General features: G+C 39.2%; 19 protein-coding genes and 1 tRNA gene. 15 read left to right on the top strand and 5 right to left on the bottom strand.

Translation table 11 applies throughout. The features are described 5' to 3' along the window. Nucleotides 1-5 precede the first annotated feature (5 nt). Nucleotides 6-1,586, bottom strand: a complete 1,581-nt coding sequence (prfC, locus tag B7C41_RS05575; protein ID WP_085297818.1) for a peptide chain release factor 3 — start codon at nt 1,584-1,586, stop codon at nt 6-8. A 258-nt stretch (nt 1,587-1,844) separates the two neighbouring features. Here prfC and B7C41_RS05570 point away from each other — a divergent pair, with 258 nt between their 5' ends. The 11 genes from B7C41_RS05570 to B7C41_RS05520 all read left to right on the top strand — a co-directional run bounded on the left by B7C41_RS05570 (nt 1,845) and on the right by B7C41_RS05520 (nt 12,798). Further along, the gene (locus B7C41_RS05570) at nt 1,845-2,231 is read left to right on the top strand and encodes a BlaI/MecI/CopY family transcriptional regulator (protein WP_235839619.1); all 387 of its coding nucleotides are present in this window, start codon (nt 1,845-1,847) and stop codon (nt 2,229-2,231) included. Continuing rightward, nucleotides 2,224-3,531, top strand: a complete 1,308-nt coding sequence (locus B7C41_RS05565) for a M56 family metallopeptidase (RefSeq protein WP_158089088.1) — start codon at nt 2,224-2,226, stop codon at nt 3,529-3,531. Before B7C41_RS05570 ends, B7C41_RS05565 begins: the two co-directional genes overlap by 8 nt. A gap of 329 nt (nt 3,532-3,860) precedes the next feature. Continuing rightward, nucleotides 3,861-4,364, top strand: coding sequence for a ferredoxin-type protein NapF (napF, locus tag B7C41_RS05560; protein WP_085297816.1), 504 nt, complete (start codon nt 3,861-3,863; stop codon nt 4,362-4,364). Continuing rightward, nucleotides 4,357-4,494 carry a TIGR02808 family protein gene (locus B7C41_RS05555; RefSeq protein WP_085297815.1) on the top strand — a complete coding sequence of 46 codons (138 nt, stop codon included), beginning with the start codon at nt 4,357-4,359 and terminating at the stop codon, nt 4,492-4,494. Before napF ends, B7C41_RS05555 begins: the two co-directional genes overlap by 8 nt. A 59-nt stretch (nt 4,495-4,553) precedes the next feature. Beyond that, nucleotides 4,554-4,856, top strand: a complete 303-nt coding sequence (locus tag B7C41_RS05550; protein WP_085297814.1) for a chaperone NapD — start codon at nt 4,554-4,556, stop codon at nt 4,854-4,856. Beyond that, nucleotides 4,853-7,342: a nitrate reductase catalytic subunit NapA gene (gene napA / locus B7C41_RS05545; protein WP_085297813.1), complete on the top strand. Its 2,490-nt coding sequence runs from the start codon at nt 4,853-4,855 to the stop codon at nt 7,340-7,342. Before B7C41_RS05550 ends, napA begins: the two co-directional genes overlap by 4 nt. A 56-nt stretch (nt 7,343-7,398) precedes the next feature. After that, complete coding sequence (napG, locus tag B7C41_RS05540) at nt 7,399-8,163, top strand: ferredoxin-type protein NapG (protein ID WP_085297812.1); 765 nt, start codon at nt 7,399-7,401, stop codon at nt 8,161-8,163. Beyond that, the gene (gene napH, locus B7C41_RS05535) at nt 8,160-9,026 is read left to right on the top strand and encodes a quinol dehydrogenase ferredoxin subunit NapH (protein ID WP_085297811.1); all 867 of its coding nucleotides are present in this window, start codon (nt 8,160-8,162) and stop codon (nt 9,024-9,026) included. The genes napG and napH overlap by 4 nt, the downstream gene beginning before the upstream one ends. Then, on the top strand, nt 9,023-9,478 hold the full coding sequence (locus tag B7C41_RS05530; RefSeq protein WP_085297810.1) for a nitrate reductase cytochrome c-type subunit: 456 nt from the start codon (nt 9,023-9,025) through the stop codon (nt 9,476-9,478). The genes napH and B7C41_RS05530 overlap by 4 nt, the downstream gene beginning before the upstream one ends. 26 nt (nt 9,479-9,504) lie before the next feature. After that, complete coding sequence (locus tag B7C41_RS05525) at nt 9,505-10,080, top strand: NapC/NirT family cytochrome c (RefSeq protein WP_085297809.1); 576 nt, start codon at nt 9,505-9,507, stop codon at nt 10,078-10,080. 711 nt (nt 10,081-10,791) lie between these two features. Then, nucleotides 10,792-12,798: a neutral/alkaline ceramidase gene (locus B7C41_RS05520; protein WP_085297808.1), complete on the top strand. Its 2,007-nt coding sequence runs from the start codon at nt 10,792-10,794 to the stop codon at nt 12,796-12,798. A gap of 260 nt (nt 12,799-13,058) precedes the next feature. On the opposite strand, the gene rimI is transcribed toward B7C41_RS05520, so the two are convergent. The 4 genes from rimI to aceK all read right to left on the bottom strand — a co-directional run bounded on the left by rimI (nt 13,059) and on the right by aceK (nt 16,173). Beyond that, a complete protein-coding gene (rimI, locus tag B7C41_RS05515) occupies nt 13,059-13,520 on the bottom strand; it encodes a ribosomal protein S18-alanine N-acetyltransferase (protein WP_235839617.1) in 462 nt (153 codons plus the stop codon). Beyond that, on the bottom strand, nt 13,517-13,972 hold the full coding sequence (locus B7C41_RS05510) for a DNA polymerase III subunit psi (protein WP_085297807.1): 456 nt from the start codon (nt 13,970-13,972) through the stop codon (nt 13,517-13,519). The genes rimI and B7C41_RS05510 overlap by 4 nt, the downstream gene beginning before the upstream one ends. A gap of 225 nt (nt 13,973-14,197) precedes the next feature. Continuing rightward, nucleotides 14,198-14,274: transfer RNA gene (locus tag B7C41_RS05505), tRNA-Trp, on the bottom strand. 171 nt (nt 14,275-14,445) lie between these two features. Further along, complete coding sequence (gene aceK / locus B7C41_RS05500; protein WP_085297806.1) at nt 14,446-16,173, bottom strand: bifunctional isocitrate dehydrogenase kinase/phosphatase; 1,728 nt, start codon at nt 16,171-16,173, stop codon at nt 14,446-14,448. A gap of 224 nt (nt 16,174-16,397) precedes the next feature. On the opposite strand from aceK, the gene queA reads away from it, so the two are divergent. From queA to secD, 4 genes are all read left to right on the top strand, one after another. Beyond that, nucleotides 16,398-17,447 carry a tRNA preQ1(34) S-adenosylmethionine ribosyltransferase-isomerase QueA gene (gene queA, locus B7C41_RS05495; RefSeq protein WP_211279494.1) on the top strand — a complete coding sequence of 350 codons (1,050 nt, stop codon included), beginning with the start codon at nt 16,398-16,400 and terminating at the stop codon, nt 17,445-17,447. A 168-nt stretch (nt 17,448-17,615) separates the two neighbouring features. Next, nucleotides 17,616-18,758 carry a tRNA guanosine(34) transglycosylase Tgt gene (gene tgt, locus B7C41_RS05490; protein WP_085298627.1) on the top strand — a complete coding sequence of 381 codons (1,143 nt, stop codon included), beginning with the start codon at nt 17,616-17,618 and terminating at the stop codon, nt 18,756-18,758. 80 nt (nt 18,759-18,838) lie between these two features. Further along, complete coding sequence (yajC, locus tag B7C41_RS05485) at nt 18,839-19,174, top strand: preprotein translocase subunit YajC (protein WP_085297804.1); 336 nt, start codon at nt 18,839-18,841, stop codon at nt 19,172-19,174. A gap of 172 nt (nt 19,175-19,346) precedes the next feature. Next, nucleotides 19,347-21,197, top strand: coding sequence for a protein translocase subunit SecD (secD, locus tag B7C41_RS05480; protein ID WP_085297803.1), 1,851 nt, complete (start codon nt 19,347-19,349; stop codon nt 21,195-21,197). The last annotated feature ends 1 nt before the right edge of the window (nt 21,198 follow it).

Here is a 21,198-nt window from a genome sequence, read left to right as displayed (position 1 = left end):
TCAGGCTAGTGCTCACGTGTTTTGTGGAACGTAATGTCAGGATGACGCTCTTGCGCTAAGCTCAAATTCACCATGGTTGGTGCGATATATGTTAAGTTGTCGCCGCCATCTAATGCTAAGTTGTCGTAGGCTTTCTTTTGAAATTGCTCTAACGTGCGCTCGTCATCACAAGTACACCAGCGCGCTGTTGCTACGCTAATTGGCTCGTAAATGGCATCAACATTGTATTCCGTTTTTAAACGCTGAACGACAACTTCAAATTGCAATACACCTACCGCGCCAACAATCATATCGTTGGAATTGAAAGGTCTAAATACCTGTACAGCACCTTCTTCAGATAACTGAATTAGGCCTTTTTGTAATTGCTTAGCCTTAAGTGGATCACGCAGACGAATACGACGGAACATTTCAGGGGCGAAATTTGGTATGCCACTGAATTTCATGTTTTCACCGGCGGTAAATGTATCACCAATTTGAATACTACCGTGGTTATGCAAACCGATAATGTCACCAGCGTATGCTTGTTCTACATTAGAACGATCGCCAGCCATGAAGGTTACGGCATCAGCAATTTTAACGTCTTTGCCGATACGAACCTGTTTCATCTTCATGCCTTTCTCGTATTTTCCTGAACAAATACGCATAAAGGCAATACGGTCACGATGTTTTGGATCCATATTGGCTTGAATTTTAAAAACAAAGCCGGAGAACTTTTCTTCTTCTGCGTTTACTGTGCGAGTGTCAGTTAAACGAGGCAAAGGCTTCGGTGCCCACTTTGTTAAGCCGTCAAGCATATGGTCAACACCAAAGTTACCTAATGCGGTACCGAAAAACACTGGCGTTAACTCACCATTTAAAAATTCTTCATGATTAAACTCATGCGAAGCACCAATAACAAGTTCTAGTTCTTCTCGTAAATCTTCTGCGTAGCTACCTATGACTGTATCTAGTTCAGGATTGTCTATGCCTTTAATTATACGTTTTTCTTGAATCGTATGACCTTGACCTGTTTGATATAAAAATATCTCATCGGTTAAAATGTTATAAACACCCTTAAACTCTTTACCCATGCCGATTGGCCAAGTAATAGGTGCACATTTTATTTTTAATACGTCTTCAACTTCATCCATGACTTCCATTGGGTCACGAACATCGCGGTCCATTTTGTTCATGAAAGTGATGATTGGCGTATCACGCAAGCGTGTAACTTCCATTAGTTTAATGGTTCGAGCTTCAACACCTTTAGCAACGTCAATAACCATTAAACATGAATCTACTGCCGTCAATGTACGGTAAGTATCTTCCGAGAAATCTTCATGACCTGGAGTATCTAGTAAGTTAACTAAACAATTGTCGTAAGGGAACTGCATCACCGAGGTGGTGATGGAAATACCACGATCTTTTTCCATTTCCATCCAGTCAGATTTTGCATGTTGACCAGATTTCTTACCTTTTACCGTACCTGCTTTTTGTAAAGCTTGGCCAAAAAGTAATACTTTTTCAGTGATCGTAGTTTTACCCGCATCAGGGTGACTAATAATAGCGAAGGTGCGACGTAAATCGACTTCCTGCTGTTGTACAGACATGCAAATTACCTGTTTAAAGTGGATGAAGAATAACTAAAATTTAAGAGCGCAACATTATAGCGAAAAGTCATGCTAAGGGCAGTAATAATATGTTGGAAATGTGCTTTATTTTTTATTTCTTCATATCGTTATAGAAATATTCAAGTGTAGAACCTTGACTTTATTGATTACAGGTGTAATTCTTTAGTTGTTGATTACGGACGTAATCAATGTGTTTATTCTACTATTTATTATCGTTATGTTATAGCAAGAGGGCTTATGGAACAGAAAATGACTGATATCAGCAAGGCTGAATTTGAAGTGCTAGAAGTGCTATGGCAGACATATCCAGCGGCGGCAAGTGATATTGTTTTACGTTTAAATGAGAAAAAAACATGGCATGAGAAAACAGTAAAAACTTTACTTAACCGTTTAGTGAAAAAACAAGCTGTAAGCTTTATAAAAGAGCAACGTCGTTACTTGTACTCGCCTTTGTTTGCACGAGAAGACTACACTACAGAAGCGAGTCAAAGCTTAATTGAGCGCTTGTTTAGTGGCAAAGTATCACCACTTGTTGCGGGGTTTGCAAAAAATAAAAGCCTTCAAAAAGAGGATGTTGAAGCGCTGAAGTCACTTATTGACCAATGGGAAAATGAGCATGATTGAGTTGATATTCGAAGTGGTGCTCAATACCATCATTCCGTTGACCATAGTATTGAGCTTTATATTACTTTTTCGTCCATTATTATTGAAATATTGTGGCGCTAATATTACCTACGTAACCTGGCTTTCAGTGCCATTAGCATTGGCCATTTATCAATTACTACCTACTGTTTTTTTTTCCAATGCAATTAATAACACAAGCAGCAATATTGACCGTGTTTTGGTTACTTCGGCGCAAACGCTTTCACAAGTAAATGGTATCAATTGGCTGATGACATTTAGTCTTGGTATTACGCTTACTTTAATATTTTGTTTGATAATAAAACACTGGCAGTTTAATCGTGCATTATCAGCTTCGACCTTAACAAATACAAAGTTGCTAGATAATACTATCAACTCTGACATTGAACCATGGCTTGAACAACGAAGGTTGACTTTGGTGATAAGTGAGCAGGTAGAAAGCCCGATGTTAACTGGCTTGATAAAACCTTTATTGCTGCTGCCTAGCAATTTTTCCACCATTTATAATAAAGAGCAGCAAGAGCTTATTGTTGCCCACGAAATTTGTCATTTTGATCGCAATGACATTTATTGGAACCTGATAGCATTTTTGTTTATTACGCTGTTTTGGTTTCACCCTCTGGTGTGGCTAGGTTATATAAAGCTTCGCCGTGACCAAGAACTTTCCTGTGATCAAACTACTCTGGCGCGCAAGCAGTTGGATAGCAGGATTAACTACAGTCGAGCATTGCTCATCACCGCACAACAAAAGCAACGATTTGCTTTTGCTCACTTATCGTTTAATGAATATGGAGATAAAAAAGTTATGTTGGAAAGAATAACGCAAATTAAGAATAGTAAAGTGTTTGGCAAGCCTACATTGACACTATATGGCTTATTGATTGCCGCGCTTATGACGAGTGTTAGTTATGCTGGCCATGTTGGGCAACAGGGTCAAGGTGGTGATTCAGCTAATAAGCATCTTAAAACGGTTAACACTGTATACCCAGTAATGCGAATTGAGCCCAAGTACCCAATTCAAGCAGCAAAAGACGGTGTTGAAGGGGCTGTTCTGCTTAAATTCGATGTTGATAGTCATGGTATGACAAATAACATTCGTGTTGTTGCTGCGGAGCCTGAAAATATTTTCAATAAAGTTGCCATTGATGCGCTAGAAAAATGGCAGTATGGTTCGAAGAATAACATGGCAAAATCAGGGCTTGTTGTGCAACTTGATTTTCGAATGGAAAAAAATTCTGACAAAGTTTTTCATCTCATTGAACGCATTGAAGTTTCCAAATAAGAATCATTAGCAATTGAGTTTAAAAAGACCACATAGTTGGTCTTTTTTTGTTATTAGACTATAAAAAAGAAATGGCTTATTATTTTCGATAAAATAAAACAAAAAATGATTAAAAAACAAGGGATAGTCTATGCTTTATATTATTTGATTTTTGTTTTCCAAATGTTGACCTTAATAAAGATAGGGTTTTATTTGTAACGTACTTAAATTGTTTGATTTATATCAAGTTATTTGGTGTATAGATATTGTATTGTCGGCGCATGATATTTCAGCACCGACAAGTTTTAGTAGGCATTAAGCCTTACTGATAAATGTAGTAATAGGTTTCCATGGTTGATTTACGTCGTCGCAATTTTATGCGAGCAAAAAAAGTTTCAACGCCCCCAGCCGTTAGGCTACCTTGGACAGCTGACGAAACCCTTTTCACTCGCGGCTGTACACAATGTGGTAAATGCGAAAGTGCTTGTGAAGAAAACATAATTATTAAAGGTGATGGTGGCTTTCCTGAAATAGATTTCTCATTAGGGGAGTGCACATTTTGTCAAAAGTGTGTCGGTGTTTGTGAAGAACCATTATTTACTACTTTTGATGTTGCTCCTTGGCAACTTAATATTGAAATAAAATCGGATTGCTTGGCAACGAAGCAAGTACATTGTCAAATTTGTCAAGATAGCTGTGAGACAGAAGCTATTGTTTTCAAGTACCTTCAAGCGTCAGTGCCTCAACCTAACATAATTCTGGCTGATTGTAGTGGTTGTGGGGCGTGTGTTTCCGTTTGTCCAGAGTCTGCAATTAAACTATCAACGTCTCTTTTAGGAGTACAAAATGAGTGAATTAGAACAATTAATTTGGAATGTTTTGGGGTACTCCTCAATGCCATTTATCTTTTTATTTGGTTTTGTTGCAACGGCTATTGTCGCTGTGATTATTTTAAAAACATTTGGTGCGAAACCAACTGAATAATCTACGAATGAAGATTTTATAAATTTCAGAGAATAGTATTTGAATTAAGAGGGCAGTATATGATTAATCTTTTAGAAGAAAGCCCCGTGAATATTGCTGGAGTCATGTTTATGGCTCATCCAGAAAAAGCGGATACAGTGGCTGATGCGCTGGGAGAATTTCCCGGCGCTGAAGTTCATGTAAAGGGTGAGAATGGTAGCTTAGTCGTTACTATTGAAGGGCTTGAAGGTGAAAAGAAACCATCAGGCCGCATTATTGAAACAATTACTGACATGGGCAATGTGCCTGGTGTCATTTCATCATCATTAATATTTCATCACAATGACGCTGGACTACCCCAGCATCAGGGGGAGAAACTATGAGTTTTACAAGGCGTGATTTCATCAAAGCCAATGCTATCGCTGCTACAGCAGTGGTTGCAGGGGTAGCTGTACCTAGTTCAGCTGCAAACTTGATCGCAAAATCATCTGATAGCGCGATTAAATGGGACAAAGCACCCTGTCGATTTTGTGGTACCGGTTGTAGTGTGTTAGTAGGAACGCAGCATGGTAAAGTGGTGGCGACTCAAGGTGATCCAGATGCACCAGTTAACAAAGGTCTTAACTGCATAAAAGGATATTTTTTATCCAAAATCATGTACGGAAAAGATCGCTTAACTCAGCCTTTATTAAGAATGACCGATGGTGAATTTGATAAAGAAGGTGATTTTACGCCAGTAAGCTGGGATAAAGCTTTTGACGTCATGGCTGATAAATTTAAAGCGGCAATTAAGAAAAAAGGCCCTACTTCAGTTGGTATGTTTGGCTCGGGTCAATGGACTGTCTGGGAAGGTTATGCTGCATCTAAATTGATGAAAGCAGGTTTCCGTTCAAATAACATCGACCCAAATGCACGTCACTGTATGGCTTCTGCTGTTGGTGGTTTTATGCGTACCTTCGGTATCGACGAACCTATGGGTTGTTACGATGATTTAGAACACGCTGATGCATTCGTGCTTTGGGGTTCTAACATGGCCGAAATGCACCCTATTTTATGGTCTCGTTTAACCGACCGTCGCTTAAGTGCTCCGCATGTTAAAGTGAACGTGTTATCTACTTATAAACACCGTAGTTTTGAGTTAGCTGATAATGGTATGGTTTTCACCCCGCAAACTGATTTAGCTATTTTAAACTTCATTGCAAATTACATTATTCAAAATAATGCTGTTAACGAAGATTTCATGAAGAAGCACGTTAATGTTCGTGAAGGTGTGACTGATATTGGTTATGGCTTACGTCCAACGCATCCATTAGAAAAAGCCGCGAAAAACCCTGGTAAGGGCGGATCTAAGCCGATGAGCTTTGAAGCTTTTGCTAAATTTGTTAGCACTTATACCGTAGAGTCTGTTTCCAAACTTTCAGGTGTTCCAGAAGCGAATTTAATTGAATTAGCTAAAACTTACGCTGACCCTAAAGTAAAAGTTATGTCTCTTTGGACTATGGGCTTTAACCAACATACACGTGGTGTATGGGCTAATAATTTAATGTACAACGTACATTTACTTGTTGGTAAAATCTCTGAGCCTGGTAATAGCCCATTTTCATTAACCGGTCAACCTTCTGCATGTGGTACTGCTCGTGAAGTAGGGACATTTTCTCATCGATTACCAGCAGATTTAGTAGTTAAAAACCCTAAACACAGAGCTTTTACTGAAAAAGCATGGAAATTACCAGAAGGTACTATTCCACCTAAGCCAGGGTATCATGCTGTACTGCAGAATCGTATGCTTAAAGACGGCAAGCTTAATGCTTACTGGGTCCAGTGTACGAATAATGTGCAGGCTGCAGCTAACATCAATGAAGAGGTTTTACCTGGATACCGTAATCCAGAAAACTTCATTGTGGTTTCTGATCCGTACCCAACGGTAACCGCACAAGCTGCAGATTTGATTTTACCAACAGCAATGTGGGTGGAAAAAGAAGGTGCATACGGTAATGCTGAGCGTCGTACACAATTCTGGCATCAACAAGTACAAGCTCCAGGAGAGTCACGCTCTGATTTATGGCAACTAGTCGAGTTTTCAAAGCGCTTTAAGGTTGAAGAAGTCTGGCCTGAAGAGTTAATCGCTAAAATGCCTGAATATCGCGGTAAAACACTATACGACATACTTTATGCAAATGGCCAAGTCGACAAATTCCCAACATCAGACTGTAAAGGTGATAGTAACCAAGAAGCTGAAGATTTTGGTTTTTATGTACAAAAAGGTTTGTTTGAAGAATATGCAGGATTTGGCCGTGGCCATGGCCATGATTTAGCTGATTTTGATCGTTATCATGAAGCTCGTGGTTTACGTTGGCCTGTTGTTGACGGTAAAGAAACATTATGGCGTTTCCGTGAAGGTTACGATTCATATGTTGAGAAAGGAAGTGAAGTACAATTCTACGGCAAACCTGATAACAAAGCCGTGATTTTTGCGCTACCTTATGAGCCGCCAGCTGAGTCACCAGATGCAGAATACGACTTATGGTTAAGTACTGGACGTGTGCTAGAACATTGGCATTCAGGTTCAATGACCGCACGTGTTCCAGAGCTGCACAAAGCTTTCCCTGATGCTGTAATTTTTATGCACCCAGATGATGCCAAAGAGCGCGGACTACGTCGTGGTGAAGAATGTTTAATTCAGTCTCGTCGCGGTGAAGTTAAAACACGTGTTGAAACGAGAGGGCGTAATCGTCCACCTAAAGGACTAGTATTTATGCCTTGGTTCGATGCGAAACAATTAACTAATAAACTAACGCTTGATGCAACTGATCCGCTTTCAAAAGAAACGGATTACAAAAAGTGTGCTGTGAAAATAGTTAAAGTTTAAGGGCATTACTCTGGTTTTATTACTGAATAAACATGACGTAGTAGTAGGAACGTAACATGACAGCTGACAATATTCGAAAACCAAGAACGATTTCTAGACGCCAGTTTATTACTGATGCTGGACGTGGCGTTTGTGGTTCAAGTTTATTAGGGCTCGGACTTGCTGGCTATGCTAAGCAATCACAGAGTTTGTCAGCTCAATGTTTACGTCCACCGGGAGCATTAGCAGAAGAAGACTTTTTAGCAGCATGTGTGCGCTGTGGTCTGTGTGTTGAGGCTTGTCCTTACGACACACTGAAGTTAGGCAGAATGTTCGAGCCGGTAACAACGGGAACACCTTATTTTGATGCAAGCTTGATTCCGTGCGAAATGTGTGAGGATATACCTTGCCAAACTGCATGTCCAACAGGGGCTATTTCACCTGAACTGGAATCAATTAATGATGCGAAAATGGGGGTCGCCGTTCTTATTGACAGAGAAACTTGTCTTAACGTTCAAGGATTACGTTGCGATATTTGTCACCGGGTATGCCCGTTGATTGATGAAGCGATTACCTTGGAGTTGGAACGCAATACACGCACAGGACATCACGCAATGTTTATTCCAACCGTACATTCAGATGTATGTACGGGTTGTGGAAAATGTGAGCATGCATGTCCGTTAGAAGAAGCTGCGATAAAAATACTACCAAGAGAAATAGCGAAAGGTGAGTTAGGCCATCATTACCGTTGGGGTTGGATTGAAAAAGATAATGCTGGCGGTTCATTAATTGATGAAGTACTTGATTTACCTGATCGACTACCTGACGGAGGCTCATTATGAAAGCGTCAGTAGGTCAAGAAGCTATAGAACAAAAAGGTTGGTTAGGCGCACATAAATATTTACTTTTAAGGCGGTTAAGTCAAATAGGGATCTTATCACTATTTTTACTAGGCCCTTTATATAGTATCTGGATAATTAAAGGGAATTTAAGTTCAAGCTTGTTGTTGGATGTTGTTCCAATGACAGACCCTTTTATGCTTTTACAAGCATTTGCTGCAGGGCATATTCCAGAGTTAACGGCTATTTTAGGTGCACTTATTGTATTAGCTTTTTACTTTATTTTTGGTGGACGCTTTTTTTGCTCTTGGGTCTGTCCTGTAAACATAATTACTGATAGCGCACATTGGTTGCGTAGAAAATTAAAAATTAGAACGTCAACAAAGTTATCTCGAAAAACACGCTTTTGGGTGTTGGCTATGTCATTAGTATTACCCGTGTTATTAGGGACAATGGCATGGGAACTGATTAACCCTGTATCGATGCTGCATCGCGGTATTATTTTTGGTATGGGACTAGGTTGGATAGTGATACTTGGCATTTTCTTATTTGATTTATTGCTCGTAGAGCATGGCTGGTGCGGTCATATTTGTCCATTAGGTGCTTTTTATAACCTTGTAGGTCGATATAGCCCAATCAAAGTATCAGCATATCAGCGTGAAAAATGTGATAAATGCATGGACTGCTTTACTGTTTGTCCAGAGCCAGAGGTGCTTAAAATGCCATTGTTTGGTGAGAATAAGGGCTTTGGTCCAATGATATCATCAGCTGATTGTACAAATTGTGCACGTTGTATTGACGTGTGTTCACAAGATGTTTTTAAAATAACGACAAGATTGCCTATTAAGGCGGAGGTAAAACAATGAGAATATTACCGATTATAATAATCATATTGGGAACATTTCTAGCGAGTTCATCGTTAGCTGAAGAAGTAAACCCTGGTGGTTTAGCAACTATTCGTGGTGCGGCAACACTTGACGAAACTAAAAAACCGGAAGCATTAAAACGAGTACCTAAAGATAGAAGCCCAATTAAGCGTAACTATGTACATCAGCCTCCTGTAGTTCCTCATCAAACTAGAGGGTATCGTGTCGACCTAAATAGCAATAAATGTTTAAATTGCCATAGCTGGAAATATGCAAGAGAGACAGGTGCGACAAAAATTAGTTTAACGCATTTTGAGACTCGTGATGGTAAAACACTATCAGATGTATCGCCTCGTCGCTATTTTTGCTTACAGTGCCATGTAACTCAAGCCGATGCAGCACCACTGGTAGAGAATACCTTTAAACCCGTTGATTCATTAAATAATGAATAAACAGTGGCGATAATAAGGGGTATAACATGCTAAAAAATTTTTGGACGTTTTTAAAATCGCCAAGCAGCGCGGCTATGTGGTTAATTCTTGCCATTGGTTTCGCAGGTGGGGTTATCTTTTGGGGCGGTTTTAATACCGCACTGGAAGTGACTAACACTGAAGAGTTCTGTATTGGTTGTCATGAAATGCAAGACAATGTTTATCAAGAGTATAAAGAAACTATTCACTATGCCAACCGTTCTGGTGTTCGTGCTACTTGTCCTGATTGTCATGTGCCGAAAAAATGGACTGATAAAATTGTTCGTAAAATTGCCGCGAGTAAAGAGGTTTGGGGAGCTCTAACTGGCCTGATTGACACTCGTGAAGAGTTTGTTGATCATCGCCGTTCTATGGCTGAACGAGAGTGGAAGCGTATGAAAGATAACGATTCACTAGAGTGTCGCAACTGCCATAACTTTGAGTATATGGACTTCACCGAACAGGGTAATCGTAGTGTGAAAATGCACTCAGACGCTCTCGCATCGGGAGAGAAAACTTGTATTGATTGTCATAAAGGCATCGCACATGAATTACCAGATATGAAAGGTGTTGAAAACTGGTAGAGCCTAATTATAAGCTGAAGTTTTAAACATCAAAAAGCCGAGCTAAATGCTCGGCTTTTTATATTCAGGACGAATGGTATGTCATGGTCACATGGCCGTTCATAGTCATCCATGACTCCTCGGCATTAATACATCCATGTATGTCGATGTGAAAGAACGACGATATTCAGGCCTCCCCTGACATCCTGTTTTTCGAGGCCTTAGTACATCCATATATGTAATGTCGTGACCATATGGCCGTTTATAGTCATCCATGATTCTTTGGCGCTAATAAATCCATGTAGGTTGATGTGAACGAACGTCGATATTAAGCTCTTTTTCAGGCATCCAGCTTTTCTAAACATTAGTGCATTCATGCACACTTTACCCAAAGGTAAAGCTTAGTTCTGATTATTCAATACTAGCGGCGGATGCTGAAGGTGTTTTAATTACGGTGATTGTTTTTTAGTCATTAGACCATCGACCAGTTGTAGACATTCAGACGAAATAGTTGTATAAAAATAAAGCGATTTAGAGTGTGGCCTACTCTAAAATAATGAAATTCATTAGCAATATTAGCGGTTATAGCGCCGCTGGTTGGATTTCTAGAGCTTTAACACATGAGTGATTATGAATCTGACGACAAAAAATCTGTCTAAGTATTTAAACTACGCGCAAAAAGTAATGGTTAAAGTCTCCCAAACTTAAAAATAATAATATAGGGATTTTACAGTGATTAAAAAAATTATGACTCGACTGGCCATAGCAACCACATGGTGCTTAGCCAGCTTCTACTCTTTAGCTAGTGACAATTACCTTGTCGGGCGTGGCATCCATGATGTAACGGGACCTGCCGCAGAAGTCGGCATGATGGGGTATGCAGAACTAAATCAAAAAACCTCAGGTATACTCGACAGGCAGTGGGCACGTGCGTTTGTTGTTGCGGAGCCGAATGGCAAGCGAGTAGTTTTCGTCAATGTTGACCAAGGTGCAGTATTTCAATCTATTACACAAGGAGTTGTAGCAAAGTTAAAAAATAAATATAACGGTCTTTACCATGAAGATAATATTATATTAAGCGCAACGCATACCCATGGTTCAGCTGGCGGACATTCAAACTATGCCCTTTATAATGTAACCGTTTTAGGATTTATTAAGCAAAATTATGATGTAATTGTTGATGGTATCTATCAAGCTATTGTTAAAGCACATAACGATCTTAAACCCGGCAGCTTATATCTAAATAAGGGTGACTTAACAACAGCGAGCATTAATCGCTCTATAGAAGCGTTTAATAGTAATCCTGAAAGCGGAAATACTTCGAGCATTGATCCTGAGATGACGGTATTAAAGTTTACGCAAAATGGCCATGAAGTTGGCATGATCAATTGGTTTGCAACGCATGGCGTATCAATGCCAAAAACTAATACCTTATTGACTTCTGATAATAAAGGTTATGCGCAATACCTATTTGAAAAGAAATTAAAAAACTCTAATTACCGCGATAATGATGACTTTGTTGCTGCTTTTGCACAAAGTAATGCTGGTGATATGACACCAAACCTTAATTTAGATGGTACTGGCCCTGCGAGTGACCCATTAAGCAGTACTAAAATTATCGGACAAAGACAGTATGATAAAGCCGTTAGTTTATATAATAGCGCCTCAGAAAAAGTGACAGGGGATATTGACTTTCGCCATCGCCATGTTGACTTTTCAGCTCAAACCGTTGGTGCTGAATTCACTGATGGTGTGGCGAAATCGACATGCAAAGCGGCTTTAGGTACGGCTTTTGGTGCCGGAACGGAAGACGGGCGAGGTTTAGATTTTTTTAGTGAAGGTGACTTAAATTCAAACCCCTTTTGGTCTGTTATCACGTGGGTACTCAGTCAGCCAACGGCTGAACAGGCTGAATGTCATTTGCCAAAACCTATTCTTGTTGCGCAAGGAAACTTTCAACCTTACCCGTGGAGCCCTGACGTTTTACCTGTTTCTATCATTAAAATAGGTCAATTGGGTCTTTTAGCGGTACCCGGTGAGTTTACAATAACCGCTGGTCGTCGTTTGAAAAATACAGTGGCGACGGTTGATGGCACAGGGATAAATCATCTGGTAGTCGCTGGTTATGCGAATGCATATTCTGGTTATGTTACAACAAAAGAAGAATATGATGTGCAACATTATGAAGGGGGGTCAACGCACTTTGGACCATGGACATTAGCGGCTTATCAGCAGTCATTTAAGCGCTTAGCGAATAGTCTAGCAACTGATATCGCGCCAGAGTTCCCTGAAAATGAACCGACTTTGAGAGAGCTTGCTGATAGTCAACTTAATTTTCAAACGGGTGTTGTGCATGATCAAGCACCAATTTTTAAATCAATAGGGCAGGTAGTTAATCAACCAAGACGTCAATATAGTGCTGGTGAGATTGCCAAGGCTACTTTTTGGTCAGGTCATCCGAAAAATAACTTGAATACAATGGGCAGTTTTTTGGCTGTACAACAGTTGATCGGGAATACATGGAAGACGGTGTTAAATGATAATGACTGGGAAACTCGTTATCATTGGCAGCGAATAGACGGTTTTTGGGGCACAAGTCAAGTCACGATTGAATGGCATATTCCAAATAATGTAAAGGCAGGGGATTATAGATTGGTTCATTATGGCCATGAGAAAAAGCCATTTAGTGGCAGCATAAAGTCTTATACAGGGGTTAGTCGAAACTTTCAGGTTAACTAACCTCAGTTCGGCTTAAGCAATGCCATCCAATAAAGCTATTTAATTGCCTATCTACGTTGTTGATGTACCAAATAGCTCGCTATTCGGATACATAAACGTTTTGATATCCACTTAACTATCACCATTGGAAATAGAGGATTCATCAAAAGCCTTCCTTATCAATGAATTATGACATCCATTAAACCGAGTTGAGGTTAACTAGTTTTTAGCGCTGTCCCCAAGTTCATCTTTAACGGACTTGGGGATAGGCTTTTTGTAGTTTAAAGCTTTTTAGACATTACTATCGCATCTTCATAACCAAAGCCAGTGTTACTTGGGTAATACCCTGTTCTACGCGATATCTCGGTAAAACCTTGGTTGATATATAGCATTTGTGCACTAATATTTTTTGCTCGCACTTCTAGAAAGATTTTCTCTGTATTTAACATTTTACAGTGATAAATAAATTGTAATAACAGGGTTTTACCATGGCCATTACCTTGTTGCTCTGGTGCAACACATATATCCATTAAGGTTGATTCCCCCGCAACGTGCTCGCCAACATAAAAACCGACGGCGTTATCGCTAACTGTTAAATACTTGCCAAAGTAGCGGCCATCAATACAGCTGCGAAATGTTTTTTCACTCCATGGATGTGGATGGCAAGCGAGTTCAATAATCATCAGTTCATCAACACTGTCTTGGCTGATCGGCGTAAAAAGGTTGTTTGTTTTTTGATTCATGTCGAGCTTAAAGATCCTATTGATTGCCAAAGCGACTTCTTCAACTGTGCTGAATTAGCAATGGTATTTAAATCGGGAGTTATTAGACAATTATGGCTAAATTCAATTTGATCACCTTTGCTTAATTGCCAATTGATCAGGCCTAAATCAATTTGATTATTTTGAACAGATAAGTCAGCTCGGCTTACACCCAAACATTGAATAACATCTCTAAAGAGCTGTTGGTTGAGTAATTCTTGTAAATCGATACTAATAACTTCAGTAGTTGCTAGCGATTGAGTTAATTCATCATTATTCGTTGGTATTTGCTTGTTTTTAGTTTCGTTAGTGTTAGTAGTACTTTCATCACTTATTGGTGCAGACTGGTATACATGAGCAGGTAAGTCTCGCCTTTGCCACACAGTTATTCCCATGGCGTGTAATAAATCGAATTGTCTTTTAGTTATGCTCATTTTCAATAATTACTCTGTAATAAGACATGTTTTAAATCACTGCTATCATGACAGAGTTTAGATAGTGGAAAAACTAGAATTTATAAATAACGGGTAACAAATTTAAAAATAGCTTCAAGGAATTAAATAATAGAAAGCTTCGAACTTACGGGTTAGACATATCAAAAAAATTTTATATAGTCTTAAAACGAGAAAAGCCTCGACATAAGTCGAGGCTTTAGAATATGGCAGGGGTGGAGAGATTCGAACTCCCAACCGTCGGTTTTGGAGACCGCTGTTCTACCAATTGGAACTACACCCCTGCAACGGACTCGAATTATACTGATGCAAAGCCAAAGGTAAAGGGGTAATTTAAAAAAAATGACTGTTCGCTTAAATAATCAGCTAATCAGTCGTTTTTAGAGCAGTTAGCCTGTCTGTTGCTGTTTTATTGCTCAAGATTGCATGCCGATAGTTGTGTATATTAATTTAGTTTATTTTTGCCAATAACAAAATCTTGATTTTTCAGGGTAAGGATAAACATCGGCATAAACGCCTTTAGCGACGGCGCGTTGACAACTTTGCCAATATTTTGCTTCCAATAGGTTTGCGTGATGACGTAGAAAGGCTTCTCGGTAGCGTTTATTTGCTAATGCAAAAGTGGCTATTTCTTCTGGGAAAACATCTCCAGGATCTACTGAATACCAAGGCTCGGAAGCGTAGATTTGTTCTTCAGTTATTGCTTCTGGTTTAACGCGAAAGTTTACTTCATTCATATAGGTGATTTCATCGTAGTCATAAAAAATCACTCGGCCATGGCGGGTAACACCAAAATTTTTCAATAGCATATCGCCTGGAAATATATCGGCAGCAATTAATTGTTTTATCGCTTTACCATAGCCGTACATAGCATTATCAACTTCTTCATCACTGGCGTTAACAAGGTATAGGTTGAGTGGTGTCATTTTACGTTCAATATACATATGTTTTATGACAACTAAACCATTCTCATAGCGCAATAATGAAGGAGCAACCGTATTAAGTTCTGTTAATAGCTCTGCAGAAAACCTATCTCTAGGAAACGCCACTTCTGAATATTCCATGGTATCTGCCATACGACCAACACGGTCATGCAATTTAACTAAACGGTATTTACCTTTTACATCTGCACGGGTCATATTTTTACTAGGGGAGAACTTGTCTTTTATAATTTTAAAAACATAAGGGTACGATGGTAAGGTGAATACCGACATCACCATACCTTTAATGCCGGGTGCAAGGTCAAGTTTATCCTCACTGTTATCAAGATGGTTTAAGAAATCGCGATAAAACTGGGTTTTCCCTTGTTTATGAAATCCAATAGCAGAATATAAGTCAGCTTGTGTTTTGTGGGGAATTAAGCGATTAAGAAACTCAACCAGCGCATGAGGGTGCTGACAATCAACAAAAAAGTAAGCGCGGGCAAAGCCAAATACGACTGCCATTTGTTCACCGTCAGTGATCAAGGCATCAATATAAAGCCCGTCTTTTTCATTATTTAGTAGTGAAATAATGAAAGGGGTTTTACCTGCAGGTGAAATAACTCGGCCAATAATGTAAGCCCCTTTATTGCGATAAAAAACAGAATCTAAAATATCAAATTGTAAATCAGACAACTGGTAGCGAGTTTTATGGGCTTGCTGGCGAAATTTGGCAATAAGAGTATTAACATCTTTTTTTAAATGAGCAAAAGGCACTGAAAAATTTTGGCTTTTCATAATATGACTAATCGTTTGAAAAAGCCCAGTTTCTGCAGGGTGGTAACTGGTGAATATTTTCGGTGTTGGCAAGGCATCTAATCGTGTGGCTGTTGATTGCACAAAAATATAGGCGTTGTGATAATACTTACGCTCAAATAAATGGCAAAAAACCGAATTATAAAAGCTTTCTGCTAGTTCTGGTTGCCGGTGTTTGCTCAGTAACTCTATGTAGGAGTTTTTAACATATTGCCAAAGTTCATCATCTAAGGAAGTAATAAAAAAATCTTGTTTTATGGTACATAAGGTTTCTTCGACCCGTTGCTCGTAAAAGTCAGTACGTGCTTTCGCGGCATTTTGCACTTGTGACCATTGGTATTGCTCGAAACGTTGTTTTGCCGTTTGAGTTATTTCACTATAAAGGTAAATGTGGCGTTCAAAGCCATTAACAATGGTTTTAGCTATTGCGAAAGCAAGATTTTTCATGGGCTTACCTATTAAAAAGTTTGATTTCAGCATACGCCAAAATGGTTGTTTTAAGTGATTGTTTTTAAATTATAGTCACTATTAACCATGGTGATAGCGCTTTAGCATTAGTGAATAAATTTTGCTCTTAATTCTCGTGTAGTTTTATCAGTTATTGCTTGCTATTAGTGGCATGCAGCACTAAAATTACGCGTTTTTTCACTTTTTAAACTAATAAAATTATCATGCGCGTAGCCGATTTTTCATTTGAATTACCCGAAGAGCTTATCGCTCGTTATCCAAAAGCCGATCGTTCAGCTAGCCGCTTGATGGCGATGAATGGTGATAGTGGCACAATTACTGATGAGACCTTTACTGACTTGATTGACCATATTGAGCCAGGAGATTTGTTAGTATTTAACAATACCCGCGTTATTCCTGCACGCCTGTTTGGCCAAAAAGCCAGTGGTGGCAAGCTAGAAGTACTGGTTGAACGTTTATTGGATGAAAATCGAGTGCTTGCGCATATTCGCTGTAGCAAATCACCTAAACCAGGCAGTGAAATTTTACTTGAAGGTGAAGTTAAAGCGACTATGGTCGCAAGACACGATGCTTTATTTGAACTTAAATTTCATGGTGAAAAGTCAGTACTTACAGTCTTAGATGAAATTGGCCATATGCCATTACCGCCATATATTGACCGACCTGATGAAGATAGCGATCGTGAACGCTATCAAACGGTTTATAACGAAAAACCAGGTGCGGTAGCAGCGCCTACGGCAGGTTTACACTTTGATAATGAAATGATGGCACAACTTAAAGCCAAAGGCGTTAATTTCGCTTTTGTTACTTTGCATGTGGGCGCAGGCACCTTTCAACCAGTAAAAGTTGATGAAATTGCCGATCACGTTATGCATGCTGAATATATTGAAGTACCAATTGAAGTTGTCGAACAAATTAATCAAACCAAAGCCAATGGCGGTAAAGTTATTGCTGTTGGCACCACTTCCGTGCGCTCTTTAGAAAGTGCAGCCAAAATTGCTAAGAATCAGAACAAGGAATTTGGTGAGTATTATGGAGATACCGATATTTTTATCACTCCAGGCTACGAATTTCAAATAGTCGACGCGTTAGTGACTAATTTTCATTTATCAGAATCAACCTTATTGATGTTAGTTAGTGCCTTTTCTGGCTACGATAATATTATCACAGCTTATAAACACGCAGTTGCTAAGCAATACAGGTTTTTTAGTTATGGTGACGCGATGTTCTTAACTAAAAAAGCAAAATGCTAAGAAAATAAAAGATTAACAGATTAAAAGATTAAGCTCGAAAATTTATAGATACCCAATTGAAAGATTATCAGCAACTAGCACCTCTAGTTGTTAACACGAAAGAGCTGCTAGCCTGTTTCGCTAGTTGGTGAAGGATAGAGAATGACAGATAAAACAGAAAAGAAAGCTATGCAGTACGAATTATTGACCACTGACGGAAAAGCAAGACGTGGCCGTTTAACATTTGAACGTGGCACCGTAGAAACGCCAGCATTTATGCCCGTGGGTACTTACGGTACTGTTAAAGGTATGAAAACTGAAGAAGTTGCGGCAACGGGGGCAGAAATACTGTTAGGTAATACCTTTCATTTAATGTTGCGTCCGGGCACTGAAATTATTGAGCAACATGGTGGTTTACATGGTTTTATGAACTGGGATAAGCCAATTTTAACTGATTCTGGCGGTTTCCAAGTTTTTAGCTTAGGCAAAATGCGTAAAATCACTGAAGAAGGGGTTAAATTTAGTTCACCGGTTAATGGTGAAAAAATTATGCTAACCCCTGAACGTTCGATGGAAGTACAGAATAGTTTAGGCTCAGATATTGTCATGATATTTGATGAGTGTACGCCGTATCCAGCCAGTCATGAAGAATCGAAAGTTTCTATGGAGCTTTCATTACGTTGGGCACAGCGTTCTAAAGATGCGCATCAAGGTAACTCAAACGCATTGTTTGGTATTGTACAAGGCGGCATGTATGAAGATTTACGTGAAGTTTCCGTTAACGGCTTAACGGGTATCGACTTTGATGGCTATGCCATTGGTGGCTTATCAGTTGGTGAGCCAAAAGAAGATATGATTCGAATATTAGATCATACCACCCCCTTGATACCGGAGAATAAACCCCGATATCTTATGGGAGTAGGCAAACCTGAAGATTTAGTTGAAGGTGTTCGTCGTGGTATTGATATGTTTGATTGTGTTATGCCAACACGTAACGCGCGTAACGGACATTTATTTGTTACCAATGGTGTGATAAAAATTAGAAATGCTCGTCATAAAACAGACACAGGTCCATTAGATCCAGACTGTGATTGTTATACTTGTAAAAACTATTCTCGTGCTTATTTACATCATTTAGACAAATGTAACGAGATTTTAGGTTCGCAATTGAATACCATGCATAACTTACGTTTTTATCAACGTGTTATGAAAGGATTGCGTGATGCAATAGAGCAAGGCAAACTAGAAGAGTTTGTTGCCGAATTTTACGCATTACGCGATTTACCTGTTCCGCCAATAGCTGGCGTAGAAACAAGTAAAGAAACAGATTAAAACTTTAACCGGTTTACATTCACCATTTACAAAAAGCATTAATTAGAACACCTAATTAGAGAAAATAATAAGAGGAATTTATGAGTTTATTTATTAGCCAAGCCCACGCCGCTGCAGCACCTGCTCAATCAGCTGACGGAACTTCAATGTTAATTATGTTAGCGGTATTTGGTTTAGTGTTTTATTTTATGATTTACCGTCCACAAGCTAAGCGTGTAAAAGAGCACAAGAGCTTGATGTCTGAATTGTCGAAAGGTGATGAAGTATTAACACAAGGTGGCATTGTTGGTAAAATTGTTAAAGTTTCTGATGAAAAAGACTTTATCGTAGTAAGCATTGCTGAAGGTACCGAGGTTACAGTGCAAAAAGGTGCTATTAACGCGGTATTACCAAAAGGCACAATGAAGTCTCTATAAGGAGACTTTATTGTTTTAGCTACATAGTTACATTGAAAGTGCTGCTTGATAATTTGTCAATTGGCACTTTTGCGTAACTATAACAATGAAATATTTATGAATTTCACTTTGATTTTGCGTTGTTAAATACGTTGTTGAATTAAAGCGAGTTAAAAGAAAATAGGATGATATTGTGTTAAACAAATATCCATTATGGAAGTCATTAATGGTGCTATTTATAGTCGCCATTGGTGCAATCTATGCGTCGCCAAACCTATATCCTGAAGACCCTGCAGTACAACTTTCTGGCTTACGTGGCGTAGAAACAACCGCAGCAACTTTAGATACAGTTAAGTCACACTTAGACGAAAACAATATTTCTTACGCGAATATCGCGATGGAAAAAGGTCAAGTGTTAGCGCGTTTTAAGAACACTGAAGAGCAGCTTAAAGCACGTGATTTACTTGATGACATTATGGGCGAAGAGTATTCAGTCGCTTTAAACCTGACTCCAGCAACACCTTCATGGTTAGCAAGTATTGGCGGTACGCCAATGAAGTTAGGTTTAGATTTAAGTGGTGGTGTTAGCTTCCTAATGGAAGTTAACATGCAGGAAGCTATCGTTAAGGTACAAAAAAGCTTAGTTGATGATTTCCGCACAGGCTTACGTGGCGAAAAAATACGTTACCGTTCAGTGAAAAATACTAACGATAGCATCAATGTGCAATTTCGTAATGCTGAAGACTTAGAAAAAGCAGAAACTTTTCTTTCAAAGCAAAATCGTGATTTATTGTTTGTTAGTAATGAAGGTAACTTAACATTATCAGCAAGCATGACTGAGCAAAAACTAAAAGAAACTCGCGAGTATGCACTGCAACAAAACATTACTATTATTCGTAACCGTGTTAACGAACTAGGTGTTGCTGAGCCATTAGTACAACGCCAAGGTAAAAAGCACATTGTTATTGAATTACCGGGTGTTCAAGATACTGCGAAAGCAAAAGAAATTTTAAGTGCTACGGCAACCATTGAATTTCGTTTAGTTGATACTGAAGGCGATTTAGGTGCGGCGCTTAACGGCCGAGTTCCAGGTAGCTCACAATTATTAAAAGAACGTAACGGTCAACCTGTGTTGTTGAAAAAACGTGTGATGCTTACTGGTGATCATATTGTTGACGCTGGTTCAAGTTTTGATGAATATAGCCGACCACAAGTTAATATTACTTTAGATTCTGCTGGCGGTAACAAAATGTCAAGCAACACCAAAAGTAATATTGGTAAGCCTATGGCGACAGTATTTATCGAATTTAAGCCAACTGATCGCGTCGATTCAGAAGGTAATACTATCTTCGAAAAAGTTGAAGAAGTGATCAGTGTTGCCACTATTCAAGCGCGCTTAGGTAAAACTTTCCGTATTACTGGTGCTGGTAGTCAAGCTGAAGCACATAACTTAGCATTATTACTTCGAGCAGGTGCTTTAGTTGCACCAATTCAAATTGTAGAAGAGCGTACTGTTGGTCCAACATTAGGTGCTGAAAACGTACAGTTGGGTTTTCAAGCTATTATGTTAGGTTTTGGCTTAGTATTCTTATTCATGCTGGTTTATTACCGAGCTTTTGGCATAGTTGCCAACTTAGCGTTAGGCGCAAACTTAGTGATGATTATTGGTGTTATGTCAATGATGCCAGGAGGTGCGGCATTAACGTTACCTGGTATGGCCGGTATTGTATTAACCGTCGGTATGGCAGTTGACGCCAACGTACTTATTTTTGAACGTATACGTGAAGAAATTCGTGAAGGTAAATCAATTCAGCAATCAATTCACCAAGGTTATGATGCAGCATTTTCGACAATTATTGATGCTAACATCACCACCTTAATTGCCGCATTGATTCTATTTGCTGTTGGTACAGGGCCTATCAAAGGTTTCGCGATAACATTATCAATCGGTATTCTTACGTCAATGTTTACAGCTGTTGTCGGTACTCGTACCGTCGTTAATGCTGTTTGGGGCGGTAAACGTCTCGATAAACTGTCTATATAGG

The sequence above is a fragment of the Cognaticolwellia mytili genome, from assembly GCF_002104475.1.
In the GTDB taxonomy this organism is placed as follows: Bacteria; Pseudomonadota; Gammaproteobacteria; order Enterobacterales; family Alteromonadaceae; genus Cognaticolwellia; species Cognaticolwellia mytili.
This window is presented reverse-complemented; position numbering and strand designations above follow the sequence as displayed.